This window comes from Luteimonas cucumeris (assembly GCF_007830035.1).
Lineage (GTDB): Bacteria > Pseudomonadota > Gammaproteobacteria > Xanthomonadales > Xanthomonadaceae > Luteimonas_C > Luteimonas_C cucumeris.
On record NZ_VLKN01000002.1, the window covers coordinates 365,547 to 389,499 of the forward strand.

40 protein-coding genes are annotated in these 23,953 nt (G+C 61.5%); 5 read left to right on the forward strand and 35 right to left on the reverse strand.

The window, feature by feature from the left end; translation table 11 throughout:
- Positions 1-22: 22 nt before the first annotated feature.
- The 34 genes from IP90_RS04730 to IP90_RS04870 form a co-directional block, all read right to left on the reverse strand.
- Positions 23-628 (reverse strand): DUF6445 family protein, encoded by a 606-nt coding sequence (locus tag IP90_RS04730; RefSeq protein ID WP_144898461.1) that lies wholly within the window; start codon positions 626-628, stop codon positions 23-25.
- 19 nt (positions 629-647) lie between these two features.
- Entirely contained in the window at positions 648-1,118 is a 471-nt protein-coding gene (locus IP90_RS04735; protein WP_144898462.1) for a hypothetical protein, read from the reverse strand.
- Complete coding sequence (locus tag IP90_RS04740; protein ID WP_144898463.1) at positions 1,118-1,696, reverse strand: phage tail fiber protein; 579 nt, start codon at positions 1,694-1,696, stop codon at positions 1,118-1,120. The genes IP90_RS04735 and IP90_RS04740 overlap by 1 nt, the downstream gene beginning before the upstream one ends.
- Complete coding sequence (locus IP90_RS04745; protein ID WP_144898464.1) at positions 1,693-3,102, reverse strand: packaged DNA stabilization protein; 1,410 nt, start codon at positions 3,100-3,102, stop codon at positions 1,693-1,695. The genes IP90_RS04740 and IP90_RS04745 overlap by 4 nt, the downstream gene beginning before the upstream one ends.
- Complete coding sequence (locus IP90_RS04750; RefSeq protein ID WP_144898465.1) at positions 3,102-3,443, reverse strand: hypothetical protein; 342 nt, start codon at positions 3,441-3,443, stop codon at positions 3,102-3,104. Before IP90_RS04750 ends, IP90_RS04745 begins: the two co-directional genes overlap by 1 nt.
- A 109-nt stretch (positions 3,444-3,552) precedes the next feature.
- Positions 3,553-4,602, reverse strand: coding sequence for a phage capsid family protein (locus IP90_RS04755; protein ID WP_144898466.1), 1,050 nt, complete (start codon positions 4,600-4,602; stop codon positions 3,553-3,555).
- A 15-nt stretch (positions 4,603-4,617) separates the two neighbouring features.
- Positions 4,618-5,319, reverse strand: coding sequence for a hypothetical protein (locus tag IP90_RS04760; RefSeq protein ID WP_144898467.1), 702 nt, complete (start codon positions 5,317-5,319; stop codon positions 4,618-4,620).
- Positions 5,320-5,441: 122 nt separating this feature from the next.
- Positions 5,442-7,340, reverse strand: a complete 1,899-nt coding sequence (locus IP90_RS04765; RefSeq protein ID WP_144898468.1) for a 6-phosphogluconolactonase — start codon at positions 7,338-7,340, stop codon at positions 5,442-5,444.
- Positions 7,337-8,782: a terminase large subunit domain-containing protein gene (locus tag IP90_RS04770; RefSeq protein ID WP_158635267.1), complete on the reverse strand. Its 1,446-nt coding sequence runs from the start codon at positions 8,780-8,782 to the stop codon at positions 7,337-7,339. Before IP90_RS04770 ends, IP90_RS04765 begins: the two co-directional genes overlap by 4 nt.
- On the reverse strand, positions 8,724-9,146 hold the full coding sequence (locus IP90_RS16545) for a hypothetical protein (RefSeq protein WP_158635268.1): 423 nt from the start codon (positions 9,144-9,146) through the stop codon (positions 8,724-8,726). The genes IP90_RS04770 and IP90_RS16545 overlap by 59 nt, the downstream gene beginning before the upstream one ends.
- Positions 9,146-9,445, reverse strand: coding sequence for a hypothetical protein (locus tag IP90_RS04775; protein WP_144898470.1), 300 nt, complete (start codon positions 9,443-9,445; stop codon positions 9,146-9,148). Before IP90_RS04775 ends, IP90_RS16545 begins: the two co-directional genes overlap by 1 nt.
- Before the next feature lie 25 nt (positions 9,446-9,470).
- The gene (locus IP90_RS16550) at positions 9,471-9,626 is read right to left on the reverse strand and encodes a hypothetical protein (protein WP_206751903.1); all 156 of its coding nucleotides are present in this window, start codon (positions 9,624-9,626) and stop codon (positions 9,471-9,473) included.
- Between the two features lie 37 nt (positions 9,627-9,663).
- Positions 9,664-10,146 (reverse strand): lysis system spanin subunit, encoded by a 483-nt coding sequence (locus IP90_RS04780; RefSeq protein ID WP_144898471.1) that lies wholly within the window; start codon positions 10,144-10,146, stop codon positions 9,664-9,666.
- Positions 10,143-10,682, reverse strand: coding sequence for a trypsin-like peptidase domain-containing protein (locus IP90_RS04785; protein ID WP_158635270.1), 540 nt, complete (start codon positions 10,680-10,682; stop codon positions 10,143-10,145). The genes IP90_RS04780 and IP90_RS04785 overlap by 4 nt, the downstream gene beginning before the upstream one ends.
- Before the next feature lie 485 nt (positions 10,683-11,167).
- Positions 11,168-11,350, reverse strand: coding sequence for a hypothetical protein (locus IP90_RS04790; RefSeq protein WP_144898473.1), 183 nt, complete (start codon positions 11,348-11,350; stop codon positions 11,168-11,170).
- A complete protein-coding gene (locus IP90_RS16555) occupies positions 11,347-11,499 on the reverse strand; it encodes a hypothetical protein (RefSeq protein WP_158635271.1) in 153 nt (50 codons plus the stop codon). Before IP90_RS16555 ends, IP90_RS04790 begins: the two co-directional genes overlap by 4 nt.
- Entirely contained in the window at positions 11,496-11,984 is a 489-nt protein-coding gene (locus IP90_RS16970) for a lysozyme (RefSeq protein WP_425477070.1), read from the reverse strand. Before IP90_RS16970 ends, IP90_RS16555 begins: the two co-directional genes overlap by 4 nt.
- Positions 11,956-12,150, reverse strand: a complete 195-nt coding sequence (locus tag IP90_RS04800) for a hypothetical protein (RefSeq protein WP_144898475.1) — start codon at positions 12,148-12,150, stop codon at positions 11,956-11,958. The genes IP90_RS16970 and IP90_RS04800 overlap by 29 nt, the downstream gene beginning before the upstream one ends.
- Before the next feature lie 16 nt (positions 12,151-12,166).
- Positions 12,167-12,616 carry a hypothetical protein gene (locus IP90_RS04805; protein ID WP_144898476.1) on the reverse strand — a complete coding sequence of 150 codons (450 nt, stop codon included), beginning with the start codon at positions 12,614-12,616 and terminating at the stop codon, positions 12,167-12,169.
- A 136-nt stretch (positions 12,617-12,752) separates the two neighbouring features.
- A complete protein-coding gene (locus IP90_RS04810) occupies positions 12,753-13,175 on the reverse strand; it encodes a hypothetical protein (RefSeq protein WP_144898477.1) in 423 nt (140 codons plus the stop codon).
- Positions 13,176-13,451: 276 nt separating this feature from the next.
- Complete coding sequence (locus tag IP90_RS04815) at positions 13,452-14,588, reverse strand: winged helix-turn-helix domain-containing protein (RefSeq protein ID WP_144898478.1); 1,137 nt, start codon at positions 14,586-14,588, stop codon at positions 13,452-13,454.
- Positions 14,585-15,052: a hypothetical protein gene (locus IP90_RS04820; RefSeq protein ID WP_144898479.1), complete on the reverse strand. Its 468-nt coding sequence runs from the start codon at positions 15,050-15,052 to the stop codon at positions 14,585-14,587. The genes IP90_RS04815 and IP90_RS04820 overlap by 4 nt, the downstream gene beginning before the upstream one ends.
- A gap of 184 nt (positions 15,053-15,236) precedes the next feature.
- A complete protein-coding gene (locus IP90_RS04825) occupies positions 15,237-15,500 on the reverse strand; it encodes a hypothetical protein (RefSeq protein ID WP_144898480.1) in 264 nt (87 codons plus the stop codon).
- A gap of 11 nt (positions 15,501-15,511) precedes the next feature.
- Positions 15,512-15,907 (reverse strand): putative PDDEXK endonuclease, encoded by a 396-nt coding sequence (locus tag IP90_RS04830; RefSeq protein ID WP_144898481.1) that lies wholly within the window; start codon positions 15,905-15,907, stop codon positions 15,512-15,514.
- Positions 15,904-16,065, reverse strand: coding sequence for a hypothetical protein (locus tag IP90_RS16565; RefSeq protein WP_158635273.1), 162 nt, complete (start codon positions 16,063-16,065; stop codon positions 15,904-15,906). The genes IP90_RS04830 and IP90_RS16565 overlap by 4 nt, the downstream gene beginning before the upstream one ends.
- Complete coding sequence (locus IP90_RS04835; RefSeq protein WP_144898482.1) at positions 16,062-16,337, reverse strand: hypothetical protein; 276 nt, start codon at positions 16,335-16,337, stop codon at positions 16,062-16,064. Before IP90_RS04835 ends, IP90_RS16565 begins: the two co-directional genes overlap by 4 nt.
- Positions 16,334-16,660: a Ref family recombination enhancement nuclease gene (locus IP90_RS16570; RefSeq protein WP_206751904.1), complete on the reverse strand. Its 327-nt coding sequence runs from the start codon at positions 16,658-16,660 to the stop codon at positions 16,334-16,336. The genes IP90_RS04835 and IP90_RS16570 overlap by 4 nt, the downstream gene beginning before the upstream one ends.
- A 133-nt stretch (positions 16,661-16,793) precedes the next feature.
- Entirely contained in the window at positions 16,794-17,597 is an 804-nt protein-coding gene (locus tag IP90_RS04845; RefSeq protein ID WP_144898484.1) for a class I SAM-dependent methyltransferase, read from the reverse strand.
- A complete protein-coding gene (locus IP90_RS04850) occupies positions 17,597-18,031 on the reverse strand; it encodes a NinB/YbcN family protein (protein WP_144898485.1) in 435 nt (144 codons plus the stop codon). Before IP90_RS04850 ends, IP90_RS04845 begins: the two co-directional genes overlap by 1 nt.
- Complete coding sequence (locus IP90_RS16575; protein WP_158635275.1) at positions 18,028-18,201, reverse strand: hypothetical protein; 174 nt, start codon at positions 18,199-18,201, stop codon at positions 18,028-18,030. The genes IP90_RS04850 and IP90_RS16575 overlap by 4 nt, the downstream gene beginning before the upstream one ends.
- A 1-nt stretch (position 18,202) precedes the next feature.
- A complete protein-coding gene (locus tag IP90_RS04855; protein WP_144898486.1) occupies positions 18,203-19,648 on the reverse strand; it encodes a replicative DNA helicase in 1,446 nt (481 codons plus the stop codon).
- Positions 19,641-20,435, reverse strand: coding sequence for a hypothetical protein (locus IP90_RS04860; RefSeq protein WP_144898487.1), 795 nt, complete (start codon positions 20,433-20,435; stop codon positions 19,641-19,643). Before IP90_RS04860 ends, IP90_RS04855 begins: the two co-directional genes overlap by 8 nt.
- Positions 20,436-20,517: 82 nt before the next feature.
- The gene (locus IP90_RS04865; protein ID WP_144898488.1) at positions 20,518-20,706 is read right to left on the reverse strand and encodes a hypothetical protein; all 189 of its coding nucleotides are present in this window, start codon (positions 20,704-20,706) and stop codon (positions 20,518-20,520) included.
- Positions 20,707-20,990: 284 nt separating this feature from the next.
- Positions 20,991-21,179, reverse strand: a complete 189-nt coding sequence (locus IP90_RS04870; RefSeq protein ID WP_144898489.1) for a hypothetical protein — start codon at positions 21,177-21,179, stop codon at positions 20,991-20,993.
- Positions 21,180-21,227: 48 nt separating this feature from the next.
- Here IP90_RS04870 and IP90_RS04875 point away from each other — a divergent pair, with 48 nt between their 5' ends.
- Positions 21,228-21,479, forward strand: coding sequence for a hypothetical protein (locus IP90_RS04875; RefSeq protein ID WP_144898490.1), 252 nt, complete (start codon positions 21,228-21,230; stop codon positions 21,477-21,479).
- 228 nt (positions 21,480-21,707) lie between these two features.
- Here the strand turns inward: IP90_RS04875 and IP90_RS04880 are convergent, their stop codons facing one another.
- Entirely contained in the window at positions 21,708-22,064 is a 357-nt protein-coding gene (locus IP90_RS04880) for a hypothetical protein (RefSeq protein WP_144898491.1), read from the reverse strand.
- Positions 22,065-22,240: 176 nt separating this feature from the next.
- Between IP90_RS04880 and IP90_RS04885 the strand changes: the two genes are divergently transcribed.
- The 4 genes from IP90_RS04885 to IP90_RS16585 form a co-directional block, all read left to right on the forward strand.
- A complete protein-coding gene (locus IP90_RS04885; protein ID WP_144898492.1) occupies positions 22,241-22,801 on the forward strand; it encodes a hypothetical protein in 561 nt (186 codons plus the stop codon).
- Positions 22,802-22,975: 174 nt separating this feature from the next.
- On the forward strand, positions 22,976-23,149 hold the full coding sequence (locus IP90_RS16580; protein ID WP_158635276.1) for a hypothetical protein: 174 nt from the start codon (positions 22,976-22,978) through the stop codon (positions 23,147-23,149).
- A 169-nt stretch (positions 23,150-23,318) separates the two neighbouring features.
- A complete protein-coding gene (locus IP90_RS04890; RefSeq protein WP_144898493.1) occupies positions 23,319-23,534 on the forward strand; it encodes a hypothetical protein in 216 nt (71 codons plus the stop codon).
- On the forward strand, positions 23,534-23,953 hold a 420-nt coding region (locus IP90_RS16585; RefSeq protein WP_425477071.1), incomplete at its 3' end, for a DUF7666 domain-containing protein. The genes IP90_RS04890 and IP90_RS16585, both read left to right, overlap by 1 nt.

Sequence of the window (23,953 nt, forward strand, 5' to 3'; positions counted from 1 at the left end):
ACTCCTTGTCCTGAAAGCGCTGTTAGTACAGCTCGCCTACGCCATTGATCTTGAAAAAGTGACTGGCCCACACAAGGCGCCCACTGTCGTGGTTGTCGCCGATTCCTTCCAGCGGAAACCTCGAATGGAACAGCGGGGCATTGAATATCAGCGCCCGGTTCTTCTTTCCGCGGACAAAGTCCGTTTGCTCCCACTTGTCCGGATCGCGAGAAACCATGTCGGACTTCAGCTCATCCATGAGGCCGGAGTCGCGCATCTCGGCGAAGCTGGGCATGGACTCCAGCCCAGTCCGCTTGTGCCGGAAGAACGCTGTGCCGCTCACCTCTTCGTGGTCAGTCAGGTAGCAGACGCAGGTATGGTTTCCCGTCTCGCGATCACTGTGGATGTAGGCGCGCTCCATGCCGACATTGGTCACGCGGAAGTACATCGAATTTGGGGCGACAGGCCCAACTGACGCCATCAGCGAACGGAGCAGCAGCGCGTGGTTGCCCCAGAATCCCATTCCTTCATAGACAGAACTCCCAACCTCGCCCTTGTTGGGACGCCATGTGCCGAAGCCTGCCGCGAAAGCCGAGTCCCGCACTTGGTCGATATCGTCACAAAACCCATCTACAACCAAATAGCTCACAAACACACCTCCAGATTGATCACCCGTAGCGCGCCTCGTAGCGGTCTACCGGTGGAATTTCATCGGCTCCGGGGAGCCCTGCGTTTTGTGATACGGCCGCGGCTGTGTTAACTGCATCGGCTGAGGCGTTGGCGACCGTCAGCGCGCCATTGGCGAGGGTCTGCACGCCTACGATCTGCTGCTGCACATTGGCGGTGGTGTTAAGCACCTCGCCAATCCCCGGCGCAGCGACGCCTCCCAGGCGGTTCTCAAACGCCTCCACGAACGCCCGATACCATGCTGGGGAAACGCGTCCTGCATTGTCCAAAAACGGCACGTTCGCAGCCGGCAACCAGAACACCTGCTTTCGCTGTGCCGCTGAGCCGGCCCACGCAGGCGATGAGGCAGCTGAAACAAACGCCACCAGCGTCACAAAGGAGCGTGAATTTGTGCTGCTTGGTTGTGCGGATGATCGCAGGCCCATGCCGGTCACAAAGCTACGGGATGCCATTAGAAGATTGCGCCGAGCGACCAGCTATTGACGGTATGGGTAGACGCGCCGCCATACACGTCCTCTACGATTGCCGAAACAACGCAGCCGGTTGAACCAGTCCCTGTTAGGTCGATTGCAGCGCCGCCAGAGGTAGCTGCGACCTTGAACGTGTCTGTGGTGGCGTCTCGGACGAAATAAACTGTTCCCTCAGTGAGACCGGCCGGGACCGTGTCTCCGTAGAACACGATCTTTTGTGTGTCTGCATAGCCGTGAGCCAGGCACGTGACAACGTCAGTCGCAGCGCTGGCGATGAACTCCTTCGGGTTGCCGCCGTTGGGGGAGTACCCAACGAAAGAGCCCGCTTGCCAAAGGCCAGCCCATCGAACCGTATGACCAGCCCCTACCGTGAAGTTAACGGCAGCAGTGATCGTGCGAACGCCGCCAGATGCGGAGTTGAAAGACGCAGCCACCCTCGCGTATCCGCTGCCGGCCAGTTCATTGGCGCCCGTATTGCCCGGGAACCCCGAGTGCAGGCTAATGAAGTCGGGAGAAATGGCATTGAGTGCGGTGTTCTTTGCGGCGGTCGTGAAACTCATCGAGAAAGAACCTCTGCTTTCAGGTTTGCGCCGTAGACGGCGATGCGGACGGGCTCAGACGTGCGGATGCGGTACACCCGGCGCCGGGAAATGCCCAGCCGGCGCGCAATGCCGCGATTGCGGTACTGGCCGATGCGGCCTATCTCAATGACCCGATCATTGCTGTAGTTGCGGCAGCCGTCGTCGGACCAGCTCAGTAGCCACTTGGGGTTGGCGCCGACTGCAGACGTGTCGCCGTCAAGGCCTACGCCCATCTCGGCGGACAACTCCAATTGGTGATGCCTGACCCAGCGGTTTTCATCCTCGATCACCGCCCACGCGCGCTCCCGGTAGATCGGGTCACCGTTGTCGGTGTAGGTGTCCAGGTCCAGCACGTAAAGGTTGCCGTTGGCGTGGTCGCCGACGATGTGTTGGCCGGCCAGGAACAGGTACGCATTGCCCCTGTGCTGCTCTGCAAGGCCGCTCAGGGTGTTGCGGTAGGAAAGCTGCGTCCACCGATCCGAGCTGGCGTCATAGGCCCACGTTGCGCGGTTGGGAAAGGTCAGCACGTAGAACGTGTGCCCGTTCTGCTGGTAGCAGTAGGCCCACGCGTCTGAGATATCGCCGTAGCCGGCAATGGCCGACTCCAGCGCGTGGGTAGAGATGCGCGACGGACTGTAGCCTGCCGCCTTGTAGACCGTGCCCTGGCCGCTGGCATTGCGCCCCAGCCAGAACACCGTGTTATCCGACTTGGCTGGCGTGTACTTGGCCGCGCAGCCGTACTCCATGATCGCCGTGCGCGTGAACACCAGATCGGCATCGCCACTGGTCTGCGCAATCTCGACCGTCACCTCGCCGAACAGCCACAGTTCGCGGTGGTCCGAAATGACCGCGATGATCGGGTCCGGCTGGGCCTCTGCACTAGCGAAGTTCAGCCCGTCCAACGAGGTCGCATCGGCGATGTTTGTCCAGCCGTACGTCCCGTTGGCGTTGGGGAACACGATGTAGCTGTCCTGATACGTGCCCTGCGCCGTGGTGGGCGCATCGGCAACTGACGCATAGGCCAGTGTCGCCAGCGTCACCACATTCCACCCAGACGAGTGCATCACGACCAGTTGCGTGTCGTTGTTCTGCAAATGCACACGGCCGGTGCCCGGCACCGAGCCGACCAGCGTTGCCACGCCGGCAGACGTGATGCGATACAGCGAGCTACCCGACACGATCCAGCCGAAACCGTTCGCCGTCAGCGCGCCGCGAATCGGGCCGGCGCCGACCGTGAACAGCAGGCGCAGGCCCGGCGAACCGTAGAACATGCCCGGCTCAGCACTGCCCGGCGGCGCAGGCTCGAAAAACAGGTTGACCAGCGTTTGACCGGCAAGAGGTAGCGACCGCGACTGATACGCCGCGCCCAGGAAATCCGTGCGCATCAGTAGTACGTAGACTGTGCAGGCGTGCCGACGTGCGGCTTGGACTTGCTGCGCCGCAACTGCTTCATGCCCTGATCGGCCAGCGGCGCCAGCGTGTCCAGAGGCATGCCGAAACCGACCGCCACATGCACCGCGATGACGCGGGCCGTGGGCAGCAGGTAGCGCGCCGGGATCGTGCCGTCGATATCGAATGGCAGTAAGCCTTCCTCGTTGAGCGTATCCAGTACAGAAACGATCCGGCGTTCGATGTAGTCGTTGTCAGCCGCGCTGAGGGTCTCGCCGGCAGCAATCACGCCCGCCTCTTCCGCAACCATCTGCCGCAGATCGGTTCGCGTTGCCATCGTCGCCCCTAAAAAGGTGGGCCATCCTTGGCCCGGGTCCATCCCTGGAAGTGGGTGTCCTTACCCACAAAGAAGCGGGCCAGCCCGAAGGCCAGCCCGCTTAACTCACTTACGCATCAGCCGCCGCGTACATGTAGCCGGTCACAACGCCGTGCTGCTTGCCGTTGTAGACCAGCTTCTCGGTGCCGAAGTAACCCTCAATGGCGCAACCGTTCACGAAACCGTAGTCGCGCTCTTCGGTCTTGGACGCCCAACGCTTGCCGATGACATGGCCCACGGCCTGCGCGCCGCACAGGAACACTTCGCCGACATTGGCTGCCAGCGCAGCGATTTCCGGGATTTCGCGGATGATCACGCCGTCATAGACCAAGTCGCCGTCGGTAAACAGCGGGTTGCTCTTGCCGCGCTGCATCGCATCGGCGTGCGTGGTCGCCAGACTCGCCTTCAGGTCACGGAAGGCCAGCGAGCCGGCGAATGCCACATACCACTCTTCGTCGTCATTCACCCGGACCGGGCGGATGATGGGATCGGCGGTCTTGGCGATGCGCTTCATCAAGGAGACTTTCTCCTTGGTGAAGGTGTCGTCGGTGGCATCCAGCGTAGCCAGCGCCGTGGCGAACACGCCAGACACTGCGTTGACCTTGGCAGCACCGAACAGCACGCGGTCCGCATTGGCGACGATGAACTCGTTGCGCTCCGTGGCCGTGGCCGTCGAGTACGGCTCCTGGATGCCAGTATTGGGGACGATCGCAGACAAGGCGGCAATCACCTTGGTGCGATTGAGTTCCATCGCCCAATCCTTGAGCAGCGGACGAGCCGCCGCGCGCAGACCCATGGCGGTTTTCTGCTCTTCCCACTCGGTAATGGCGACGCCCTGACGGTAAGCCTGGATGGCAATCTGATGGCCGTAGTTGACAAGGGCCTCTTCCGCGCCTTCCAGCAGGGTGTTGCCCGACACGCCCGCACCAGACAGGGCCGCGACCAGCGAAATGGTCAGGGCATCACCGGGGCGCTTGGTCAGCTGCTCCTTGAGCTGGATGACGGCATTGCTATCGGTACCCTGATAGCGGGAGAAGCGGTTGGAGCGGATGTACTCGCGATAAAAGTCTGCGTCCCACTGCTTGACAGTGTTGGCAGTTGCAACGGTCGAAAGAGTCATGTTTTGGCGCCTTCCTTAGCGCTTGGATCTCAGGATTGAGTCGAGACTGTCATCGGGCAGGACTTCCGAGTCCTTGGACGCCCTGACAGCGGTTAGATCGGGCGGAACAGCGTCCGCGGCCTTCTGCTTGGCAGCTTCCTTATCGGCGTACTCCTTCTCGATCTTGGCTCGCACTTCGGCTTCGATCTTTGAGCGGTACGCGTCCGGGTCTTGCATCTGCTTCAGTTCGCGCAGTTGCTTGCCAAGCTTGTAGGCGGCCTTTGCGGGATTGGGCGAGTTGAAGATTTGCGGGATGACGGAGTGGTTTTCCTCCGCATAGGCCTGCACCTCTTCGAACACCTCGTCGTAGTCTGGATACGTCTCGCGCGCCTGATCCTCCAGTGCGGCATACATGGTTTGCGTCATGTCCTGCCGAACTTGCTGGATCGTTTGCTGTACGTACTGCTCGGGCTGCTCGTGGAACGCAGGCGGCATCGGCTGCTGCCTGAGGGCTGCCATCTCCCTTTCGAGTTTCTGGCGCTTGTCCCGTTCCGCCTTGAGAGCGGCCAACGGCACACGATCATCAACAGGGGGCGCGGGCGTCGGCTCCGCGATTGCCGGGGTTTCCGGCGGTTTATCGACCGTTTCCACCACCTCTTCGGCCACTTCCGGGATAGGCTCCGGGGCAACTTCTTCGGGGGCTTCGTTCTGCAGAAAATCGTAGTCGGGTTCGCTCATTTGCATCGCTTCCTTGCTCGACCGTTCGCCGTCGTCGCGTCTCGCCCCAATCCGTGGGCGTCCGTAGCCGCTACCTGCGGCCAAAGATCGGGCAATAAAAAAGCCGCCCTAGGGCGGCTTGTTCACTGCGCTTGATTCGGTTGTTCGTTTGCTGGCTCGGGCTTCAGCGCAGCCATGCGAGCTGTCTCGGCCTCGTACTGGCGCAGTTCAAATTCCCGCCCCTTGGCCGCCTGCTCCATCTCCCACTGCAGTTGAGCAAGCTGCATCTCGGCACGCTCACGGGCCAGATTGGCTTCTGCCACCTGGATGTCCGCCTGCGCCTTGCTGAGAATGGACTGCGCCTTCTCCTGCTCCTGCCCGGCCTTCTGCTCGGCCTCCTGCAACTGCTGCTGGCACTGCTCCAACGCCTGCTGCATCTCCTGCATCTGCTGTTGAACCTGCGGAGGGATGCCGCCCTGCTCCATCTCTTCCAGAATCTTGTCCTTGTTGCGCAGGCTCGATGCCTCGATCACCGCGCGGGACGAAATGGACTGCGGGTCAGCCTTCTTCAGCTCGACCAACTGTTCGAACTGCTCGGACTGGATCGTGACGCTGTCCGGGCCGTCCTCCAGGATCAGGTCGATATCCAACTCGCTCAACTGGTTGTCCACCTGCCCCGTGGGCTGGCCCAACTCATCCAGCACCGGCTTGTTGATCGCCACCCATTTCAGGTTGCGCTCGTCATCGGTGACGCGAATCCAGCGCTCTTCCGTCCAGTACTGCCGGACCCGATGCCACACGGCCCTGTAGACGCGCCACGACCAATCGCGCAGTGCGTCGAAGGCGATGGCCTGCTCTGCCAGCCCGGCCTGCGTGAGTGCTTCTACGGCCCTTCCTGACGGCGCCTTCAAATCCCCCTCCAGCGCCGGGTTCACGCCACTGGCATCAATCTCGGCCTTGGCCTCCTGCAGCAGCATGAACTGCCCCTGCACCAGCCCCGGCTCGTCCACGAACTCAAAGCGCATGGTTGGAGCGACTTCCAGATAGCCGTCCGGACGAGCCGCCTCGCGCCGCGCCTGCTCCACGTCCAGCACCGCGCCCTGCTCAGCAATGATCTTCTTGCTGTTAAGCAGGTGCAGCGCCTTGGAGCGACGCTTGTTGATTTCGTCTTGCGGCGAAATCATCGTGCGCACCGCGCCGTAGCGATTGTTGTCGCGGTCTACATACGCAGATACCGCAATCAGGTCGCACTCGGGATTGCCGTCCTCGTCCAGATAGGGCGACTCCTGCGGGTCTCGCAGGAAACCGCCCTTGCAGACAATGGCCGTCATCCAGACGCCCTTCTCGCGCCAGCGGTGCTGAAGCACCCGCACGCGCTTACGCTTCTTGTCCGACCATGCGAACCGTGGACGGTCGTCGTAGGTCTCGCCCTCGGTCTCCGAATCGACGTAGCAGCCCCGCAGCACGTCCTCCTTGCCGGAGAACTGCGACAAGGCGTCCGCCTCGTCCATCCACAGCACCACGCCCTTGTAGCCGGCGTCGCTGAAGTCACGACGGCGGCTGTGCGGGTCGTAATAGAACCGGTCCCACGGCACGGCCGTTAGCCTCACATCCATCTGTCCATCGCTGGATTTGGCCGCCGTTACCGTAGCGGCGCCGATGCCCTCAATGAACATGTTCTCGGCCGCCTCGGAACGGATCATCGAGAACCGGTTCTGATCGCAAACGAAGCGGATGGCGTCAGTAACGCTATCGGCCTCCTGCTCATGCTTGGGCGTGCGCGGGTAGGCCTTCGGATCGGTGCGCTGGCGCTTCTCAAAGCCCAGCAGCGCGTCGACCTTGGGCTTGATCCGATTGGAGATAACCGGCGGCTGCTTGCGCTGGGCGAGCGTAGCCAGCTCTTCCTGCGTCAACTGCTTGTTGTCGTAGTAATCCCGATCGCGCTCAGCCTCCCGGCGCGCCTCCTGAGTCTCGTCGAAGGACTCCTCAAACTGACGCAGTAGCTTGCCGTGATCTGGGCCTTCCTTGGCCTTGTCGGTCATGCGGTTTTCCAGTTCTCGGTAGGCGCTTGGTTAAAGCCGTAGTCTCGGCGCGGGCGGGCCTGCGGCATCTTGGCTGCAGGCGTATTCCACGCCTTGTCCATATAGCGACCGAACAGGCCGCACGTATCGACCGCATCGTCATGCTTGGCGGCGGGGAACTTGAGCAGTTGGTCAATGACCCGCTCTGCCCACACCGTCTCTGGGAACTGCACCTGCCCCTGCGCACACATCGCCTGGAATGCGCGGGCGTTGACAGCCTTATCGGCCCCGCCGTGACTCAGCCAGTCGGCAGCGGTGAATATCCGGCGCTCTCGCATTGTGCGAGCGAGCAGCGGCTCGATAGCCCGCCTGATCGGCCCCGTCTCGCCCACAAACCACATCGGCTTGTATTGGCGAACAAGGTCAAGCAGCGCATTGATCCATACGTCCGCAGACGCTTGGCCGCTCCACCAGTCCAGCGCGTAGAACTTGCCGTCTCCGAAGCCCCACACACCAAGCTCTGTGAAGTCGCCGCCACCGTCCGTGACCGCGAAGTCGCCCGTGATAATGGTCCTGAGCCCTTCCGGCGCCGTCTCGTAACGGTCCCGGAACCACTCGCGTTTGAAGAACGTGCCGTCATCGGCGGTTGGCTGCTGCTGATACAGCGCCAGCCAGTCCCGAGGGCCGACCGCAGCCTTGATTGCCTGCAACTCAGCCAGCGGATACCACTCAGGCCACAACGCGTGGCCGGTGTCTGAGATGGCCGGAAGGGTCACGACCTCCCACTGCTCGCCGCCCGTCTCCTGTGCCGCCAGCAGGCGCCCGGCAAGGTCGTCCTCATGCCAGCGTGTCAGCACCAGCACAATGGCGCCGCCGGGCATAAGGCGCGTGCGCAGCGTGGACGTGTACCACTTCCACACCGTTTCCCGCACCACGTCAGAATCTGCGTCCTGCCGGTTCTTGATCGGGTCGTCAATCAGCGCCAGATGAGCGCCACGGCCGGTGATGGGGCCACCTACGCCTACCGCGACATACACGCCGCCATCAGTCGTATGCCAGCGGCCCTTAGCCTTACTGTCCTCTGCCAGCTTCACGCCCGGGAACAGGGCTTGGTATTCCTCGCTCGCAACAATGCCCTTGACCTCGCGGCCGAAGTCCGTAGCGAACTCGCCCGAATAGGTGCAGGTAATAATCTGCTTGTCGGCGTTGCGGCCCATGAAGTAGGCCGGGAAGCGCCGTGATGCCAGTTCTGACTTCGTGTGCCGAGGAGGCGCGAAGATCATCAGGCGGCGACACTCGCCACGCTCCACGCGCTCCAGCGCCGACGCAATCTGCTTGTGATGATCGCCCGCCTCAAAGCCGGGAAACGTGTAACGCGTGAAGTCGATCAGCCCAGTGCGGGCGTTACGCCTTGCCAGTAGCTCGCGCGCTGCTTCCTGCGGCGATAGTTGCAAGGTCGTCATCCGTAAGGTCTGTTGCGGCGATAGCGACAGGACCGCCATTGGCGCCCGTCAGCTCTGTCTTGTGCGTGTCCGACCAGTCGGCGCGGAAACGGTTCTTCATGTTGAAGATGTAGACGGTCGGGTTGACCGGGACAGCGCCCGACGCTCCCTGACGGCCTAGCTTTTCCCACCAGCCCTGACTAAGTCGCTCGCCCTCCTTTACGGCCTCCATAAATTCGGGGTGCGCGTCTTGCCAATTGAGGAACGTCGTATAGCTCCGGCACATCTCGGCCGCTACTTCCGCCTTACTGGCGCCCCCCGCCATCATCTCCACGACCTGTTCGCAGAACTCCGGCCTGTAGTCGGTTGGCCTGCCGGCTGGCATCACACCATCTCCAGCAAGCCGCTATACACGACCTCGTTGTCTGCCTTGACCTGGAACTGAAATAGGCCCGGCGACAGGTAGCGGTCGCTCATGGCCTGCTCGACATCGAACGTGACTGGGCCAATGTCGCTTCCGTCCACGACCTGAGCGGCCTCAAGCGTCGTTACCGCAGCAGTCGCCGGGTACGTGCCCAGCACCACAGTCAGGTCTGTCGCGCTCAGATCGCGCTTACCTTCCTCGTCCCGAACCCAGCAGGTCACGGTGTTGTCCGCGCCCATGTAGGCTCGGTGCGTATTCATGGGGCCATCCTTGGCGTGTTGCTTCCTAGTTAATCGTCCTGTCCTGAGGCGACTCGTGCGCCTCGATCACCGTCCTGCACAGCGGCAGCACGTCTGCGCCGTTCTGGCAGCGCACCACGACCGTTCCGTCTACGAGCTGGATCAGGATCGCCGTTACGTCTAGCCGCTCGTACAGCAGCAACAGGGACTCCGCGGCGCTGTCTGCCTCGCTTAGGGCTTCAGCGTCCACGGTCAGCGTTCACCAGCGCTTGCAGGCCCTTTACTTGGGCGTCTGCTTCGGCGCCGATTCCGTGAATTCGTCCAACAGCCTCTTGGCGTAGTCGGGTGACTTCATCAGCGTGGCGGGTGGCGGTGGCAGTGTCGGACAGGCGATCGGTTGCCTTGTCAGCCTCCCAGAGCTTGCGCAGCCGGATAGAGCCACTACGCAGATCAGCGATAGTGCGATCAGCAGCTTCTTGTGCATTCTTCCGGTCCACCTCGTATGCCCGCGCCAGACGCTCTACACGCTCCTGCGCGGCCTTCTCGACCTCTCGGGCATGCTCGGATGCTGCCGCCTCTTGTCGGGCCGCCTGTGCGATTGCACGCTCAGCCTGAGCCTTGTAGTCGGACACCTTCGCGTCGCCGCGCAAGCTGCCAAAGTTGAAGCCCAGCCCGAAGATCAGCGCAATGCCCAGCACGATCATTCCGGCGCGGGCGCTCATCGGAACGCAATCCCGAACAGGCAGCTATCCACCGTCACGGCCGATACCATGCCGACCAGTTCGCCGGCATCGTTGAGGACCCCGGCGCCGCTGTCTCCGAGGCAGGTCATCACCTCCATGGCAATCACCTTGTCGTCCACGTAAGACACGTAGCCCCGCCTGTATGAATCCTTGTTGCCTTTCGGGTTGCCGAAAAATTGAATGCGGTCGCCCTGCTTCGGTGCCTCGCCACGTACCGCCCAGCGCTTGAAGGTGATCCCGGTAACTACGACTTGGGCATGGTCCCGCTTGTCGTCCGATACCGTGACCACCTGCACCGGGACGCCGTTGACCGATACCAGCTTGTCGAACTGGAAACAGTGGCTCGCCGTCTGCAAGGTCTGCGGACCCGTTGCCGTGCCGCTGCACACGCCGCTGGCGAACTCCAGACGCAGCGCAGTCTCGCGCAGGGCGTCATGGCTTGGGACTTCGGGTAGCGACGCGCACCCGCACCCCGCACCTACCAGTGCCAGCAGGGACAGGATCAGGATGCGCATGTTGTCCTCGAAATAAGGCGAGGCCCGACACCGCCGTAACAGTGCCGAACCTCTAATCGCGTCTCTCAGGGCAGAGAGGGCGATGTGTTGAACCACTTGCCTTTCTTTCAGGCATAGGTGGGCCAGGGCGTCCGGTGAACGGCCCCTAGGTAGTCCGTATTTGATCCCTTTACGACGGCAGACCCGAAGGCCCCAACTTTGCCCGGCTGACCGCATCTCGCGATCATCAACGCCGCCGCAGCGGATCGTTCACCATGAAGCCGTCTATATGCTGCGCGGATTACGGCCCGCCAGCTCGTGCGCCCTGATACACGGGGGTCATGCGTTTCTCTAACTGGCCCTGCATGAATCTCGGGCCGCCGGCACTATGTTTTCTGCGCGATAACCGAGCGCGCTTGTAGCTTGGCGGCGTCTCACGACGGGGCCGAAAGCTTGTAATCGCCCACTTCCGGGCGCCTATTGGCCCAACAGGGCCGAAAGTCGGATCAGACCGACTTAGTGACCGCCTGGTCGCCGACATTGCCGGCGCAGTAGATGCCAAGCACCCACGTTGTCAGGCCCATCCACTGAGCCGCGTCCAGCTTGCCCAGCGCAAAAAACACTACGCCGGCCAGAAATGCCGAAGCCGCCAGCCAAAACTTGCGGCTATAGAGGCGTCGATCGCTCAAGCCCCAGCCTCGTCCGTTTCGTCGGCCTCAGGTAGCGCCCAGAACTGCACGCGCAGAACGGCGTTCACGCACCATCCGGCCGCGCGATGCAGTTGCACCGCCGCTTCGGTCAGCGCCCAAGAGGCCGCCATCGCAATGACTGCTTTCATAGCCCCTCCTCACATAATTGACGTTCCGCGGCGCGCCTACGGGTCAGTCCGCGCACTCGCTTGCCGCCCGCATGGTCCCAGCGGCTGATCTGCGCACAGGCCCCGGGCAGGTCGCCCGCGTTGGCCTTGCGCACCAGCGTGGACCCGCAGAACGCCCGCGTTCCAATGTTGAACGCCAGTGAAGTCCACGCGCTCCAAACCTTGTCAGGCATGGGAACAGTCACGCAGCGGTCAACGGCCCTCGCCGCCTCGCCTACGTCACTCTTGAACCATGCCTCACACTGCTCGGGCGAATATGTCTTGCCCACCACCACGTCACGGCCGGTATGGCCTACGCAGGCCGTAGCCACGCCTACGATATCCACGTAGCCCGTAGGCTCGTTGCCCTCCCAAGGGAGAATAACGGCCGCTGCAATCGCGATGCAGCCGGCCAGCGTGCCGGCGACTACCGCCTTGTTACTCACCGCGCTTGGCCCGCCACTCACTGACCCGCAGCCAGACGAAATGGACGATCTGCAGCAGGATGAACACGCCGCCAAGAATGGCCGTAGCTTCCTGCAGCGTGTATCCGAATATCGTTGCCCCCACCACTGCGGCAGATAACGAACTCTTGGCCGTGACAGCCAAGCCGTCGGCAACGTGGTCTTTCATTTACGGCAATCCCCTGTCATTTCGCAGCCCGCTTCCGTGCCGGCTTGGCGCGCTTGCCTATCTCGAAAACGTCTATCTCGCCACCCGTGTTCGTATCGATCCCTGAAACGGCGGCTATCGCGTCATGGGCGCTCAAGCCCAGCTTCATCGCGACCATCGCCCCTTGGGCGCCCGATCCAATCGCGCAGTAGCCTTTGATCGGCGCGCCGGGCCAGCCCGTTGAGGCCATGTAGGGTTGCCCCTGGTCGGTAAACAAGATGCAGCTGTTGCCGATATCGGGCGCATCTCCCTTGCCCCCACCGGCCAGCCACGCCAGCGCCGCCGTGACCTGATTCAGGTCGCCAGCGCCGCCGGCCGCATCGCCACCAGGCAACCATGCCGCCTTGCGAACAAACACCGCGCCAGAATCGTCCACTGCCATCGAGTCGGCGCAAAGTACGCCGGACTTGTAGGCGATTGTGGTCAATGGACAGTCCGGGCCAAAATGAGGCCGCCAATTCTGGCGTTGCCGCGTATCGCGCTAAGTTGAAGCTGGGCGACGGGCTAGAGGCTGTGCGGCCGGGCCAATTTCAGTTGGCCCTGTACCATTGTCTCACCCAATATCAGGGTGGGTATTTTTCATCGCGGCGCACGTTCCAATACTCAGCGTGCAGTATGGCGCGATAGGTTTCCAGTCCGATCCACATTGCCTTGGCGACCGGATCACGGACGCGCTGATAGGTCTTGTGGGCCACATCGAACCGCTCGGCGCGCTCATGCAGACCTTCCGCGTATCGCCCGAAGATGGCGTAGTCCAGAGCATCGCGCCCCGCCTGCGCAACCCAGCCCGGCTTGGCCCGGATCGCAGCTGATATCCACCGCCTTCCATTTTCCTTCTCGGCGCCAGCCAGCATCTCAGCCATTGAGACTGACCAGTCCTCTAGCTTGCGGTCGTTTAGGGCGATGCCAGAAACCACGCGACGGTATAACTCCCACCCCGGGAAATGCTCGCTGAACTTGACCGAGGCTCGGGCGCCAGCATCCATGGCTGTATCCCCGACCTCCTCGGCTGCGAACACTGAGTCCAAGTCGATAGACCGAAGGTCCCAATCCCCTACCGCAATGGCGCGCTGCTCACCCATTGGGCACCGTGCTTGCGATCATTGCCGCCACTGCGATTACGAGCGGCACGACAAATGTGGCAAACCCCCAGACCGGACCGGACGCCGCTTCGACCTTGGTTGAAATCCAGAACAGGCCACCGAGCGCTGCGAAAAGGACCGCGAAAGCGCCCACTACTAGGAAAAATACAATCGCAGCCATCATGCAGCCCTCGCGAGCTGGTCAGCGACCAGTTGTGCCGGAATCGTCCTACGGGTGCGCTCGCCATAAACCTTGTCATAGGTGATGACCTGGGCATCCCTGCCGCTCAGCCAGCCGCCACGGCTTGCGTAAGCGTCCGGCGCGGCAAGCGTCCGGTGCTGTTCGACCACCATCAGACTGGTTTCCTTGACCTCTACGTGGTGCAGATGCCCCATGTGCCCGTATGCGCGCGTCGTGCGGCCGAACACCTCGCGGAACTTGGCGGCGAACGTGGCGTCGATGCCGGCCAGTCGCTTCTTGTGCCCGTGATGGAAAAATAACGCCGTCTGCCCATGCTCATAGCAGTAATAAGGGTCCGGCCGCATATCGACCGTAACGCGCGGCTCATCATGAAACATGGCTTGGCACAAACTGCGCAGCCACACGGAACTGGTTGGGTCGTGATTGCCCTCTGCCATGATGACGTGAACGCGATGATGCTTCTCCAGCATCATCAGAATAATCCGCTTGCACGCGCGGGCCGCGACCTCTACCAGCTTCGGGAACCTTGTGTCTGCATCCAGCAAGTGCTTACTGGCTGGCGTGACCGCATCCCATCCGTCCCAATGCAGGAAGTCTCCAAGCTGGGCCAGCAAGCCCACCTCCGCGTCTGGCGCCTCGGCCATTGCCTGAGCGAACCACGCGACCAGCATGTCCTCGGCAATCGTTGTATCCCAATCAGCACCCGTTTCCTCACCCCACGCCAGCATGCCTAAGTGGTAATCAGTCACGATGTAGGCATTAAGCAGTCCGTCCGGTTTCTGCTTCGGCGCCTTCGTCGGCTTGACGCGAGGAATTTCAGCGCACAAACCGGACATGATGCCGTCGATCATTCGGCGGACCTGCTCAGAATCTTGCCGCGACTTCACCCACTGCAAGATAGGTGCGCCGTCCCGGTATAGCGTAGAAACGCCGCCAACCGTGAAGCCATCCGGGACTGTGTGCTGCATGTCGTGTTGCGGTGACCAGCCCTTCAGCGATAGCGCCGAGCGGCGGCGTTCAATCGTGCGGACGTTCATGCCCAGCGCGGCGGCGGCCTTTCGGTTGCTGCCATGCTCGGACAATGCCGCAACAAGCTCGTCGTCTGTGATGCTCATTCTTCGTCGGCCTGTGAGATAGGTGTCCCCGACTGCGCCCCAATAGGCGATACGGGATTGGTGTCGTGTGCGTCGTCGTCGGCCAGCACTCGGTCGCGCAAGATTTCGGCAGCGCGCAGATGCGGGATTACCTCTCCGTATTGCACGGGAGGCGCACGCAACGCCGCAGGGCAGACCGCTGCCCCTAGGCGCTCCATCTCAAGCTGGCAGTCAGCCAGTGCGCGCCAGGATGCTTTCGAGACATGCCTCGTGCCGTCCAGGTCTGACCTGCCGCGTTTTGACCAATGGCCGATACCCTTCTCGAAATGCTCCGAGGATCGGCTGCGGTTCCAGTAGAGGATTGGCGCGTCGCCGTTGTGTTGCCTGTTGCCGGCGCGGCAGACCTTCGCTAGCTCGATGATGGCCGCCGGGAAATAGTCGGCGGCTATCTGGAGTGCGTCGGCTAAAGTCTCTTCGTCGGTCATGACCTACCGCCCCGCTTGCGGTCCTTGGCAGTCTTGCCAGTGCGGACGCGCTTGGGGGCGTTAACCACGCCGGTCAGAAGCGCGACCGTGCCGTCGCGCATGTATCGCTTGTAGGTGAATGTTCCTTGCCCTGCCATCGCCGCCTCGCGGTTGTCCGATGGCTACCCATTATTCGCAGATTCGTCTACGCCGCTTGATCTTGCTTAGACTCTCTTCCTCGCTCTGCCATGTTGTAAACCGTGGCTTTGCACACCCCAAACCTTTCGGACACTTCGCGCCATCCCCTGTGCAGCAAGTCGGCGGCCTGCACGTCCCGCATGCGCTTCTCGTGTGCGACTCGATACCGCCCTATCAGCTCACGCAGCGCCAACTCAAATTCAACCCCGGCGCCGTACTGGCTGCGCATCCGCTCGCACAGCTCTTGCATCGCCTTGTCGGTCATTTCCATGTCGCCCCCTGTTAGCTCAGCTCCCGCACCAGTAGAAAGAATCCGTCTGGCGCCAGGTCCATCGTGTACTGAATTTCCCGCCCCCACTGATGCCCACTCGACCACGCCTGCGGCATCGGCACCCGGAATCTCCACCCTTTGCGCGGCACCTTGTAGGCCAAGCACGGAATCGCATCACGCTTGCTCGCGGCCGCAAGTGCCTGCTGCCACCACGCCTTGAAGTTGTGCGTCGCGCAGTTCTTGATTTCGAGCAGGTACGGACCGACAAGCTGCTCAATATCGCCGTGCTGAGCCTCGTATGATTGCTTGTAGTTGCGATTGAAATCACCGCCCAAGTTGTCCTTGAGCATCTGCACAACCTCGCGCTCTCCACGAGCGCCCTTGCTGCGGCTGAAGGCGCCGGTCATTTTGGCGCCTGCAACAAGCCAAGCGAAACCAGCGCATGACCGAACAGCGTTACCAACAGGTCAAGCCGCTCAATTTCCGCACCGTTCGCCTGCTCGTCTACCCGCAGGCTGTCAGCCCTTGCGACAATCTCGTCATACACCTCAAGCAATACGTTCACGCGACCCTCCAGAACAATCCGCCGTTTGCCGGCTCAGCCGCGCCCCAATGCCGCAGCGCCATATCGCAGCGCCGCTCATTTCCGTCGCGCGGGTACAGTTCCTCGCACTTGGCGTTCATGCGGTTCACGCCGCTCACCAAGCCAAGCCGGCAAGCGCGCTGCATGATCGCGGACGCGCCACGATCTGGCAGAGATGACAGCAATCCGATAGCGCCAACGGATTCGTAGTTGGCGCGTAAAATCACATCTTCCTCGGCGGTCCAGAATTTCATTGCAAGTCCTTCAGTAGTTCGTTCTGATAGCCCAGCAAAACCGCATCACTGCCAAACTCGGCATGAAACGGCTTTGACCCTTCGTTCAAGCTCGGCCCGTAGTGGTCGCGCATCTCGGCACCCGTGCAGCCCCACTGGATGACCGCTCTGTGGTGCCAGCTACACAGCCCCACGGTCGCCATGTGTCCGATGCGCCGGCTGCCAGACAGCAGGTGATGAACCTCCGGGCACCACGAGGCGATGCCGCGTTGGTGGCATGCGATGCATGGCCCATGCTTGATTCCGTCCATGCGCGCCGCCTCATCCTTCGTCGGCTTGCCCATAGAATGGCCGCGCCTCACTTCCGCCTCCCGCAGAACTTGCACGTGCATTCCGGGAACCAAACACTCAGCCCCCATCCGGTCACCACGGCCTTGCCAGTGACGTAGTGGTGGAAGCCCAGCCAGCACAGGATTTTCATGCGGCCTCCGAAATCGGGTCGCCGAACAGGTCTAGGGCCGGAGCCTTAGCAACGTGAGCCGCGACCTCTGGCTGTTCGAAATCGCACGTCACGACCTCCACGGACACAGATACGCCATGCCATCCGTCCCGGTGATAGTCACAATCGATCCCGCACCCAGGCTCTAGCGTGATTCCTGTCTGCTCATGGAACCGCAAATAGGCGTCCGACTTTGCCTCGCGGAAATATCGCTGACCCGAGTACATGAATCCTGCTGACGCCTGCGGGACGATGAAAACACCGTAGTCCGCAATGCCTGATGCAACGTCAATGACGTGGTATTCGAACTTGTCCGCCGTGTAGCGCGGCCCCCTGGCAGAGTTGCGAGGCGTTGCGCCAAACGGCGGATTGGAGATTGCGTAGTCGAAGCGGCCCAGGTCTGGCAGCTCAAAGACACTTCCACATATCCACGTCGCCTCCGGCAGAATCTTCTTGCCAACCTCAACGTAAGCTGGATTCAATTCGACACACACTATTTCTGGGTATTTCTCGCCCCACCGCCCCCGCTGGTATCGCATGAAGGACAGAGCGCCTATGCCGGCGCAGAGGTCGATAATTCGGTGGCCGCAAACTTCGATGGCGAAGTCATTGGCAAGCCCCGGAGGGGTGAAGAATGCGCCGGCAATCGTGTTGACATGGTTGGCCGACTCTTGCCAGTGCTCTAGAACAAACCACTTGTCATCTTCCGTGAGAATGTCCTTTTCCAGTAGGGCGCAAGCCTGTTGGTGCATCTTGGATTGTGGCTTGGTGAGCTTTGCCATCAGGCGGCCTCCGGGAACGAAAGCATTACGCCGCGCCCAACAAAGTCCGCCTGCACTGCCTCCAGGTACTTCGATAGCTGCGCCTTCGTCATCAGGCTGCTAACCGGCAACAGCCGCATCACCTTCAACTTCTGCTCGTAGGTCAGCCCTTTGATCGCGGCGTCATAGGAGCCACGGAAGTCATCGTCCTCGGCGCGCAGGATCGGAACGCCGTGGTGCAGCTTGCAGTAGCACTTCCAACCCAACTCGTCGTCCTCGCGCAATTCGCGGGCAATCTGCCCGTACCACGCGTGGCTGATCGCGTTCTGATCTACGCTGCGCGTCCTGCCCGACTTCACGGTCATGCGCAGGTACTTCGACTCGGCGAACATTTGCCGCAAGTCTCCTATCACCGCCTGCAGCACCATTTCGTTGTCTATGATTCGCTGCGTCACTTCGGCGCCCTCCGCCTCGGGTTCATCGCGTCGCCCAAGTTCGCCATCTCGCCGAACTTCACCGCGTCGACCGTCACCCAATTGGCAGGATCGGTAGGTATGCGGCCTATTTCCTTGCCGCCCTCCGTGCCGTGCAGCAACTTCGCCTCGGGGTATTTCGCGCGGACCATGTCAACGATCTCCGTAAGTAGTGGAAATTCGTGACGGTTGCGCTCGCGCTGAACTTCTCGACGGGACGCCTCTTGCCTGCTCAATGCTTGTAACGCTGCCAGAGGGTCTTGATTGGGCTTCGCACTCATCGAATCGCATCTCCGGAAGGCATGGCTTCGTCCACAACTCACCAGGTTCGCCGTCGCGGTTTTTCCGCAACAGGATTTCGGCGTATTCCTTGAGCGGTCCTTGCGGGTTGTAGTAAACGTCCCGGTAGAGCATCGCGACGATATCGGCATCTTCTTCAGCGGCGCCGCACTCGCGAAGGTCCGAAAGCATTGGACGTTTGTCAGTGCGCGTCTCCACGCCGCGGTTGAGCTGCATGAGGACAATCACCGGAACGTTTAGCTCACGGGCCAGCGCCTTGAACTCCTTCATGTCCTCGCCCTGCTCCGCATCCGCCCTACCTTTGCCAGCGCGCCTCATGTGGCCGAAGTGGTCTATGACGATCTCGCGTACGGGCGACTTGGCGTGTTCGCGGATGGCGATAGCGCGGAGTTGGCTGGAAGTAAGGCGGCGGCCATCGTAGATCGATGCAGTCAGCTTCGATTTGACGATCCGCGCCGCTTCGGTGATTCGCTCGAACGCGAAGTCCGGAGCGTCTTGCGGAAACAGAATCCAGCGCAGCGGCAGCCTTCCGCAGTGAGCGGTCATGCGAGCTAACAACTTCTCGGCCATAGTCTCGAACGAGAAGATCAGCGGGCGGCCGGCGGCAAGGCAGCCTTGCAGGGCCAAGGTCGTTTTGCCCATGCTCGGGCGTGCCGCGATGATGATCAGATCGCCTGGCTGCTTGCCGCCCGTCATGTCGTCCATATGCGACAAGCCAAAGGACGTTCCCAGCGTTCCGCCAGCGTTCAACCGCCGCTGCATTCCGTCCACCATTTCGGATAGCCCGTCATTGACGGATTTCAGGCGATGGCCTTTGCTGGTGGCGAGCGACCCAACGGCCTGTTGTGCGTCCGCGATTATCTCTGCGCTGTCGCGCCCATCGGGCACGAAGCCGTTATTTACGATGCCGGTGCCAATCTCGATCAGCTGTCGCAGTTTTGCCTTGTCAGCGACAATCTCGGCGTAGGCTCGAATGTTTGCTGCGGATGGCGTTGTGCTGGCCAGCTCAACCAGGTAGGCGCCGCCAGCGACTTGCTCGGCCAGCCCTTGCGACTCGAACCACTCGCCGAGCGTTACCGCGTCATAGGGTCGGGGGGGGTGTGAGTCGGCGGCTTCAGCGATGGCGCGCCAGATCAGCTGATGGTCGCGGCGGTAGAAATCCGCCTCGTTCACCATGTCTGCTACCTGCCAGTACGCATCGGGTGCCAACATCAGGCCGCCGAGTACCGCCTGCTCGGCCTCGACCGACTGCGGCGGCACGCGGATTTGCTCGATGCGGCTGTAGCCATGGTCACCCATGCGCCATCTCCCGCTGAGCCTGCACGCCGGCCGTGGTCAACTCCCACTCGCCGCTGCGGGTCTGCCGCCAGGCTTTCAACCAGTCCTCGCGCACGGCCTTGCGGAATACCGCGCGCCAGTCGGAGTACGCCTTGTCGCTGTCGGTGTAGCGGCCTTCGAAGATCCACCACGCCACCGCGATCCACTCGCGGGGGATGCCGACCGACTGCGCCCAATCGAAGATCGGGTCAGCGGCGGGAACAGCGTCATCGGTGAGCGAGTCCGCCCAAGCCGTGAGGGTTTCGCCCTTCGCCCTTCGTTTCTTCGGCGAGAGAGGGGAAGGCTTTCCCGCGCCCTCGTCTCCGTCTCCGTCTCCGTCTCCGTCTCCGGATACAAAGCGGTCTGATCCCTTACCTATCCCTTCCGCATCCCTTCCGCATCCCTTCGGGCCATAACTTCCTGGGTTACGTATTGGCTCGCCGCCAGTAAGGCCGCCGCGCCCAAACATGGACGACTCCACGAACTCCTTCTCTCCGTCCCTCGTGTCAGCCGCGACATACTCAATACGGAAGCTGCCAACGCTGTCCGGGTACTTCGCTGTCTTGGCCGGTGAGCATCGCTGCCACTTGGATAGCTGAAGGAAGGGCTTCCCATCCCATTGGTAAGGGATCACCAACCCTTGCGCGACACACTCCTTTAGCACCTTCTCAACGTCACTGGCTCGGCGGCTGAGGTCGAGCGGGAACAGGCGGGCGCGCAGAATCTCTACACGGCCATCCATACGTCCGGCATCGTCAGCGGTCAGCATCAGACGGTGAAAGAAGCACTCGGCAGAATCGCTGAGGGCGTGAATCGCCTCCGAGTCCAGAAACCCTTCACGGACTAGGCGATTAGGCACTGGTGCCTTCCTGTGCATCTGCCGCTGCTTTCCGCAGCGCCTTGCACAACACCCTGACTTGCGACGGAGGGACGCAGATGATGTTGTCTACACCTCCCATCGGGTCTATCTGTTTAATAGTGACCGTGCCGTTCTCATTGACGAACACTTCCACCTGATCGACTTGCTCTATAACGATCATCACTTACCCCTGTACCAAACCATCCCTACTCGTCTGACTGCGCTCTCTCAGGTCGCAGTCCCTCTTGTGTTGCTTAGGCCGCGTCTTGCGGACCGTTATCGGTGAACAAATCCCTGCGCTTTGCGTGGTATCGCGCCATTTCCTCGGCAACTAACTGCGCGTGCCGGCGACGTTCGAACTCTGTAACCGGAGACTGATCGAGGCATTCCATGGCGCACTGCCCCAACCTGCGGTACGTCTCCATCTGTGGCGCCGTCAGCCGTAGCTCTGGGCTGGCGAAGTGGTTACCCATGCCGGTACTCCCGCAGAAGCCGGTCAAGCTCCTGCTGCGTTGTGAGGGTTTCTAGAGCGATGCGCGCTACCCAGCGATTCACGGCGGCGGGGAATACCGTGTCAGTGCGCCAGCGGTTGAAAGCGAGTTCGCGGCAGAACCAGCCGGCGTTGTCCATGCGAATGGCGTCTTGCCGAGTCATGGCTCCCTCCATTTCTCACGGAGGCTGGCGCCGGTGTGGACAAGCTGGGTGACAACACTGCCCAATAGGAACAACGACCAAGGCTCGATCAGCCACGCAGGAATGAAAAGCAGCGCAACCGACCCAAAGTTGAGAAAAAGAAGGATCGCGAGGTCAGCCTTCGCCCTGGTGCTGGCGATTGCGGTTTTCTGGCTGGTCATGGACTCACCAGCCCCGCCGATTGTCGCGGTTGCGGCAGGAATGAACGTCCTGCTGCAAGTGCTAAACATGATCGGCGCATGGTTCGATCTGCCTGCGTAGCCGTTGCCGCCCACCCTCGCCCCAGCTGCCGGTCGGGTTTCTGGCCTTTTGCTGCCTTGGGCGAACTGCTCAGGTGGTAGCCGGAACACGCCGGGCATTTGTAAACCCGGCACTCGTGGCGACGGTCCGTCTTGTGCTTCAAGCAGTGGCCCAGCGCGCGGTGTGCGGTGAAGGCCGACAGGTAGATACGCTTGCCGGCGCAGTAGCCGTGGAAGTGCGGGAGGGTTGTCATGCGACGGCCCTCAGCTGCTCGGCCATCTGCCGGATCGCGCGGCGGGCGCAGGACTGCTCCCGGACCATCGCCAAGGCTTCCTGCCAATCGCGGTACTGGCGCAGCAGGTTCGACCCCGACAGCACACAGAACGGCTCCACGAACCAGTCCGGCACCCGGCGATGGCCGTTGACGATCTGGCTGATGTAAGCCTCGGACTTGCCAAGGTGGGCGGCGTACCAAGACTGCTTGAAGCCCCTCGCCTGCATGGCAACGGCGACCGCCTCGGACTCGCTGGAAACCCTGGAAATCAAGGCATCCGGCGCGTCTTTCGGGGGTGGCATCATCGCGATAAACGGGAAACTCGTTTGCACTTCGTAGCTCCGGTTAACAAGCCTTAACAGGGTGTTTCTGGCAAAAAGATGGCCCGAGCCGAAACCGACCCGAGCCTTATTCAGTGCGCACGAAAGAACCCATGCCCGCGATGCTAACTCATTTGAGTTCTCGCTGCAACTCCTTTGAGTCGGTCATTTCTGGCTCAATCGAGCCCATGGCTACGATCTTCGACCGTATAGAGGAATTGAGGGGCGGCATGGCTTGGCGGGTGTTTGCCGACGAGTCAAAAGTCCCCGTATCGACCCTCAAGAACTTCCGCGACCGCCCCCAGCAGAGCAGTCGTGCGCTGCCGAAGTTAGCGAAGCGATGGAACGTCAATTTGCTCTGGTTGCAGACCGGCGAGGGGCCGAAAGAAACTGACGGTGGACGCAACGCGTCACCCGGCCGACAAATTGCGCAACCCCTTGATTTGCCTATTAATAAAAATGTTGAACAAGACTCTCGCGTATTGAGACCGGATGCTGTAATCCTGCAACTCGCGGACAGATGGCTAGCTCACCAGGAAGGCGCGATGGGGGCTCCGCTCAAGGGGCTTAGGCGCTGGGAGGAACTGGCTGATCTTTACGCGAGGATCGCTGCCGACGGGGGCGTCATGTCCCCTGAACACGAGCGCGAGCTAATCGCCAAGGCTATGGCGACAGTTCTGGAAAAGCAGGGGGAAACAGCAGATGAGCGACACACAAAAACTAGTGGGCATGGACGCCGCTCCAAGTAACATTTTGGAGTTTGGGACGCCTCGACGCCCGGCTAAACATGAGCCCCCGCTCACCGACCTGGAACTAGTCGCGCTGCGCGAAATGCTGGTGAAGTTCACCATTGTCGCGGGCGCGTGCCCCGTCGCACTGCGAGTGCTTAGCGATGCGCAGACAGCCCCTTAAAGGAGACTGATATGGCATGGTGGCAATACCTTATTCCGCTGCTTGCTACCGCTTGGTTTATTACGGCGACCGTAGATGCCGCGATTAAACGCTCTGAGGCGCGCATCCATGAGCGGCAGGAAAAACTGCGCGGCTTGCTTCTAGCTATGTGCCGCCGTCAAGGCATAGACCCCGACCATCTTTGAGGCCATGCCGCCCCGCCCGTCTAGACAGCCCGCTTCGGCGGGCTTTTTCGTTCCGAAGCAAAACTCATGCCATGTAATTTTGCATGTAACGTCTCATTTGAGTTGACAACATAACTCGTTTGAGTCAATACTTCTCCCAAGCCCGATCCAGGGCCCATGGGAGAGAGCCATGCAGCAGCAACGAGTAATAGGCACCCTGCGCCGCGTCAGGCCGCAGATTGCCTCGGCCGACCTGGCCGACTACGACGACGCCGTACAGGCCGCAACGGACCTGTTCCAGCAGGACACCCAGCTGCGCCGGATGCTTGCCAGCTGGGAGCGGGACTTCGGCCTTCGTGATGGATGCGTGCGTGGTCTGCGCGCGATCCTCAACGGAGGTGCGTAATGGCCGCCCGCAAGGCAAAGCCTGTGCTGGCATACAAGGGGTTCGACAAGAACCTCCAGTGCCGTGGCTACCAGTTCAAAGTAGGCAAGACCTACAAGCACGATGGCGCGGTTGAAAAGTGCAAATCAGGCTTCCACGCCTGCGATAACCCCTTGGACGTATTCGGCTACTACGGCCCCGGCGACAGTCGGTTCTGCGTGGTCGAGCTTTCCGGCGAACTGAGCCGCGAAGATAACGGCGACAGCAAGGTCGCGGCCGGGCAGATCAAGCTAACTGCGGAGTTGAAGATCCCGGAGTTGGTGACGGCTGCGATCAAGTTCGTCACCGACCTTTGCAAGCCCGCCGATTCCAGCCACGCCACGGGCTACCAGAGCGCCTCGAGTGCCACGGGCTACCGGAGCGCCTCGAGTGCCACGGGC

Bases quoted from the DNA above. Each gene is read 5' to 3' on its own strand.
- IP90_RS04735 (WP_144898462.1), bottom strand. From the start codon at position 1,118: ATGGCATCCCGTAGCTTTGTGACCGGCATGGGCCTGCGATCATCCGCA.
- IP90_RS04740 (WP_144898463.1), bottom strand. From the start codon at position 1,696: ATGAGTTTCACGACCGCCGCAAAGAACACCGCACTCAATGCCATTTCT.
- IP90_RS04745 (WP_144898464.1), bottom strand. From the start codon at position 3,102: ATGCGCACGGATTTCCTGGGCGCGGCGTATCAGTCGCGGTCGCTACCT.
- IP90_RS04750 (WP_144898465.1), bottom strand. From the start codon at position 3,443: ATGGCAACGCGAACCGATCTGCGGCAGATGGTTGCGGAAGAGGCGGGC.
- IP90_RS04755 (WP_144898466.1), bottom strand. From the start codon at position 4,602: ATGACTCTTTCGACCGTTGCAACTGCCAACACTGTCAAGCAGTGGGAC.
- IP90_RS04760 (WP_144898467.1), bottom strand. From the start codon at position 5,319: ATGAGCGAACCCGACTACGATTTTCTGCAGAACGAAGCCCCCGAAGAA.
- IP90_RS04765 (WP_144898468.1), bottom strand. From the start codon at position 7,340: ATGACCGACAAGGCCAAGGAAGGCCCAGATCACGGCAAGCTACTGCGT.
- IP90_RS04770 (WP_158635267.1), bottom strand. From the start codon at position 8,782: ATGACGACCTTGCAACTATCGCCGCAGGAAGCAGCGCGCGAGCTACTG.
- IP90_RS16545 (WP_158635268.1), bottom strand. From the start codon at position 9,146: ATGCCAGCCGGCAGGCCAACCGACTACAGGCCGGAGTTCTGCGAACAG.
- IP90_RS04775 (WP_144898470.1), bottom strand. From the start codon at position 9,445: ATGAATACGCACCGAGCCTACATGGGCGCGGACAACACCGTGACCTGC.
- IP90_RS04780 (WP_144898471.1), bottom strand. From the start codon at position 10,146: ATGAGCGCCCGCGCCGGAATGATCGTGCTGGGCATTGCGCTGATCTTC.
- IP90_RS04785 (WP_158635270.1), bottom strand. From the start codon at position 10,682: ATGCGCATCCTGATCCTGTCCCTGCTGGCACTGGTAGGTGCGGGGTGC.
- IP90_RS16555 (WP_158635271.1), bottom strand. From the start codon at position 11,499: ATGAAAGCAGTCATTGCGATGGCGGCCTCTTGGGCGCTGACCGAAGCG.
- IP90_RS04800 (WP_144898475.1), bottom strand. From the start codon at position 12,150: ATGAAAGACCACGTTGCCGACGGCTTGGCTGTCACGGCCAAGAGTTCG.
- IP90_RS04810 (WP_144898477.1), bottom strand. From the start codon at position 13,175: ATGGATGCTGGCGCCCGAGCCTCGGTCAAGTTCAGCGAGCATTTCCCG.
- IP90_RS04815 (WP_144898478.1), bottom strand. From the start codon at position 14,588: ATGAGCATCACAGACGACGAGCTTGTTGCGGCATTGTCCGAGCATGGC.
- IP90_RS04820 (WP_144898479.1), bottom strand. From the start codon at position 15,052: ATGACCGACGAAGAGACTTTAGCCGACGCACTCCAGATAGCCGCCGAC.
- IP90_RS04825 (WP_144898480.1), bottom strand. From the start codon at position 15,500: ATGGAAATGACCGACAAGGCGATGCAAGAGCTGTGCGAGCGGATGCGC.
- IP90_RS04830 (WP_144898481.1), bottom strand. From the start codon at position 15,907: ATGACCGGCGCCTTCAGCCGCAGCAAGGGCGCTCGTGGAGAGCGCGAG.
- IP90_RS04835 (WP_144898482.1), bottom strand. From the start codon at position 16,337: ATGAAATTCTGGACCGCCGAGGAAGATGTGATTTTACGCGCCAACTAC.
- IP90_RS16570 (WP_206751904.1), bottom strand. From the start codon at position 16,660: ATGGGCAAGCCGACGAAGGATGAGGCGGCGCGCATGGACGGAATCAAG.
- IP90_RS04845 (WP_144898484.1), bottom strand. From the start codon at position 17,597: ATGGCAAAGCTCACCAAGCCACAATCCAAGATGCACCAACAGGCTTGC.
- IP90_RS16575 (WP_158635275.1), bottom strand. From the start codon at position 18,201: ATGGTCCGCGCGAAATACCCCGAGGCGAAGTTGCTGCACGGCACGGAG.
- IP90_RS04855 (WP_144898486.1), bottom strand. From the start codon at position 19,648: ATGGGTGACCATGGCTACAGCCGCATCGAGCAAATCCGCGTGCCGCCG.
- IP90_RS04860 (WP_144898487.1), bottom strand. From the start codon at position 20,435: ATGCTGACCGCTGACGATGCCGGACGTATGGATGGCCGTGTAGAGATT.
- IP90_RS04865 (WP_144898488.1), bottom strand. From the start codon at position 20,706: ATGATCGTTATAGAGCAAGTCGATCAGGTGGAAGTGTTCGTCAATGAG.
- IP90_RS04870 (WP_144898489.1), bottom strand. From the start codon at position 21,179: ATGACTCGGCAAGACGCCATTCGCATGGACAACGCCGGCTGGTTCTGC.
- IP90_RS04885 (WP_144898492.1), top strand. From the start codon at position 22,241: ATGGCTACGATCTTCGACCGTATAGAGGAATTGAGGGGCGGCATGGCT.
- IP90_RS16580 (WP_158635276.1), top strand. From the start codon at position 22,976: ATGGCATGGTGGCAATACCTTATTCCGCTGCTTGCTACCGCTTGGTTT.
- IP90_RS04890 (WP_144898493.1), top strand. From the start codon at position 23,319: ATGCAGCAGCAACGAGTAATAGGCACCCTGCGCCGCGTCAGGCCGCAG.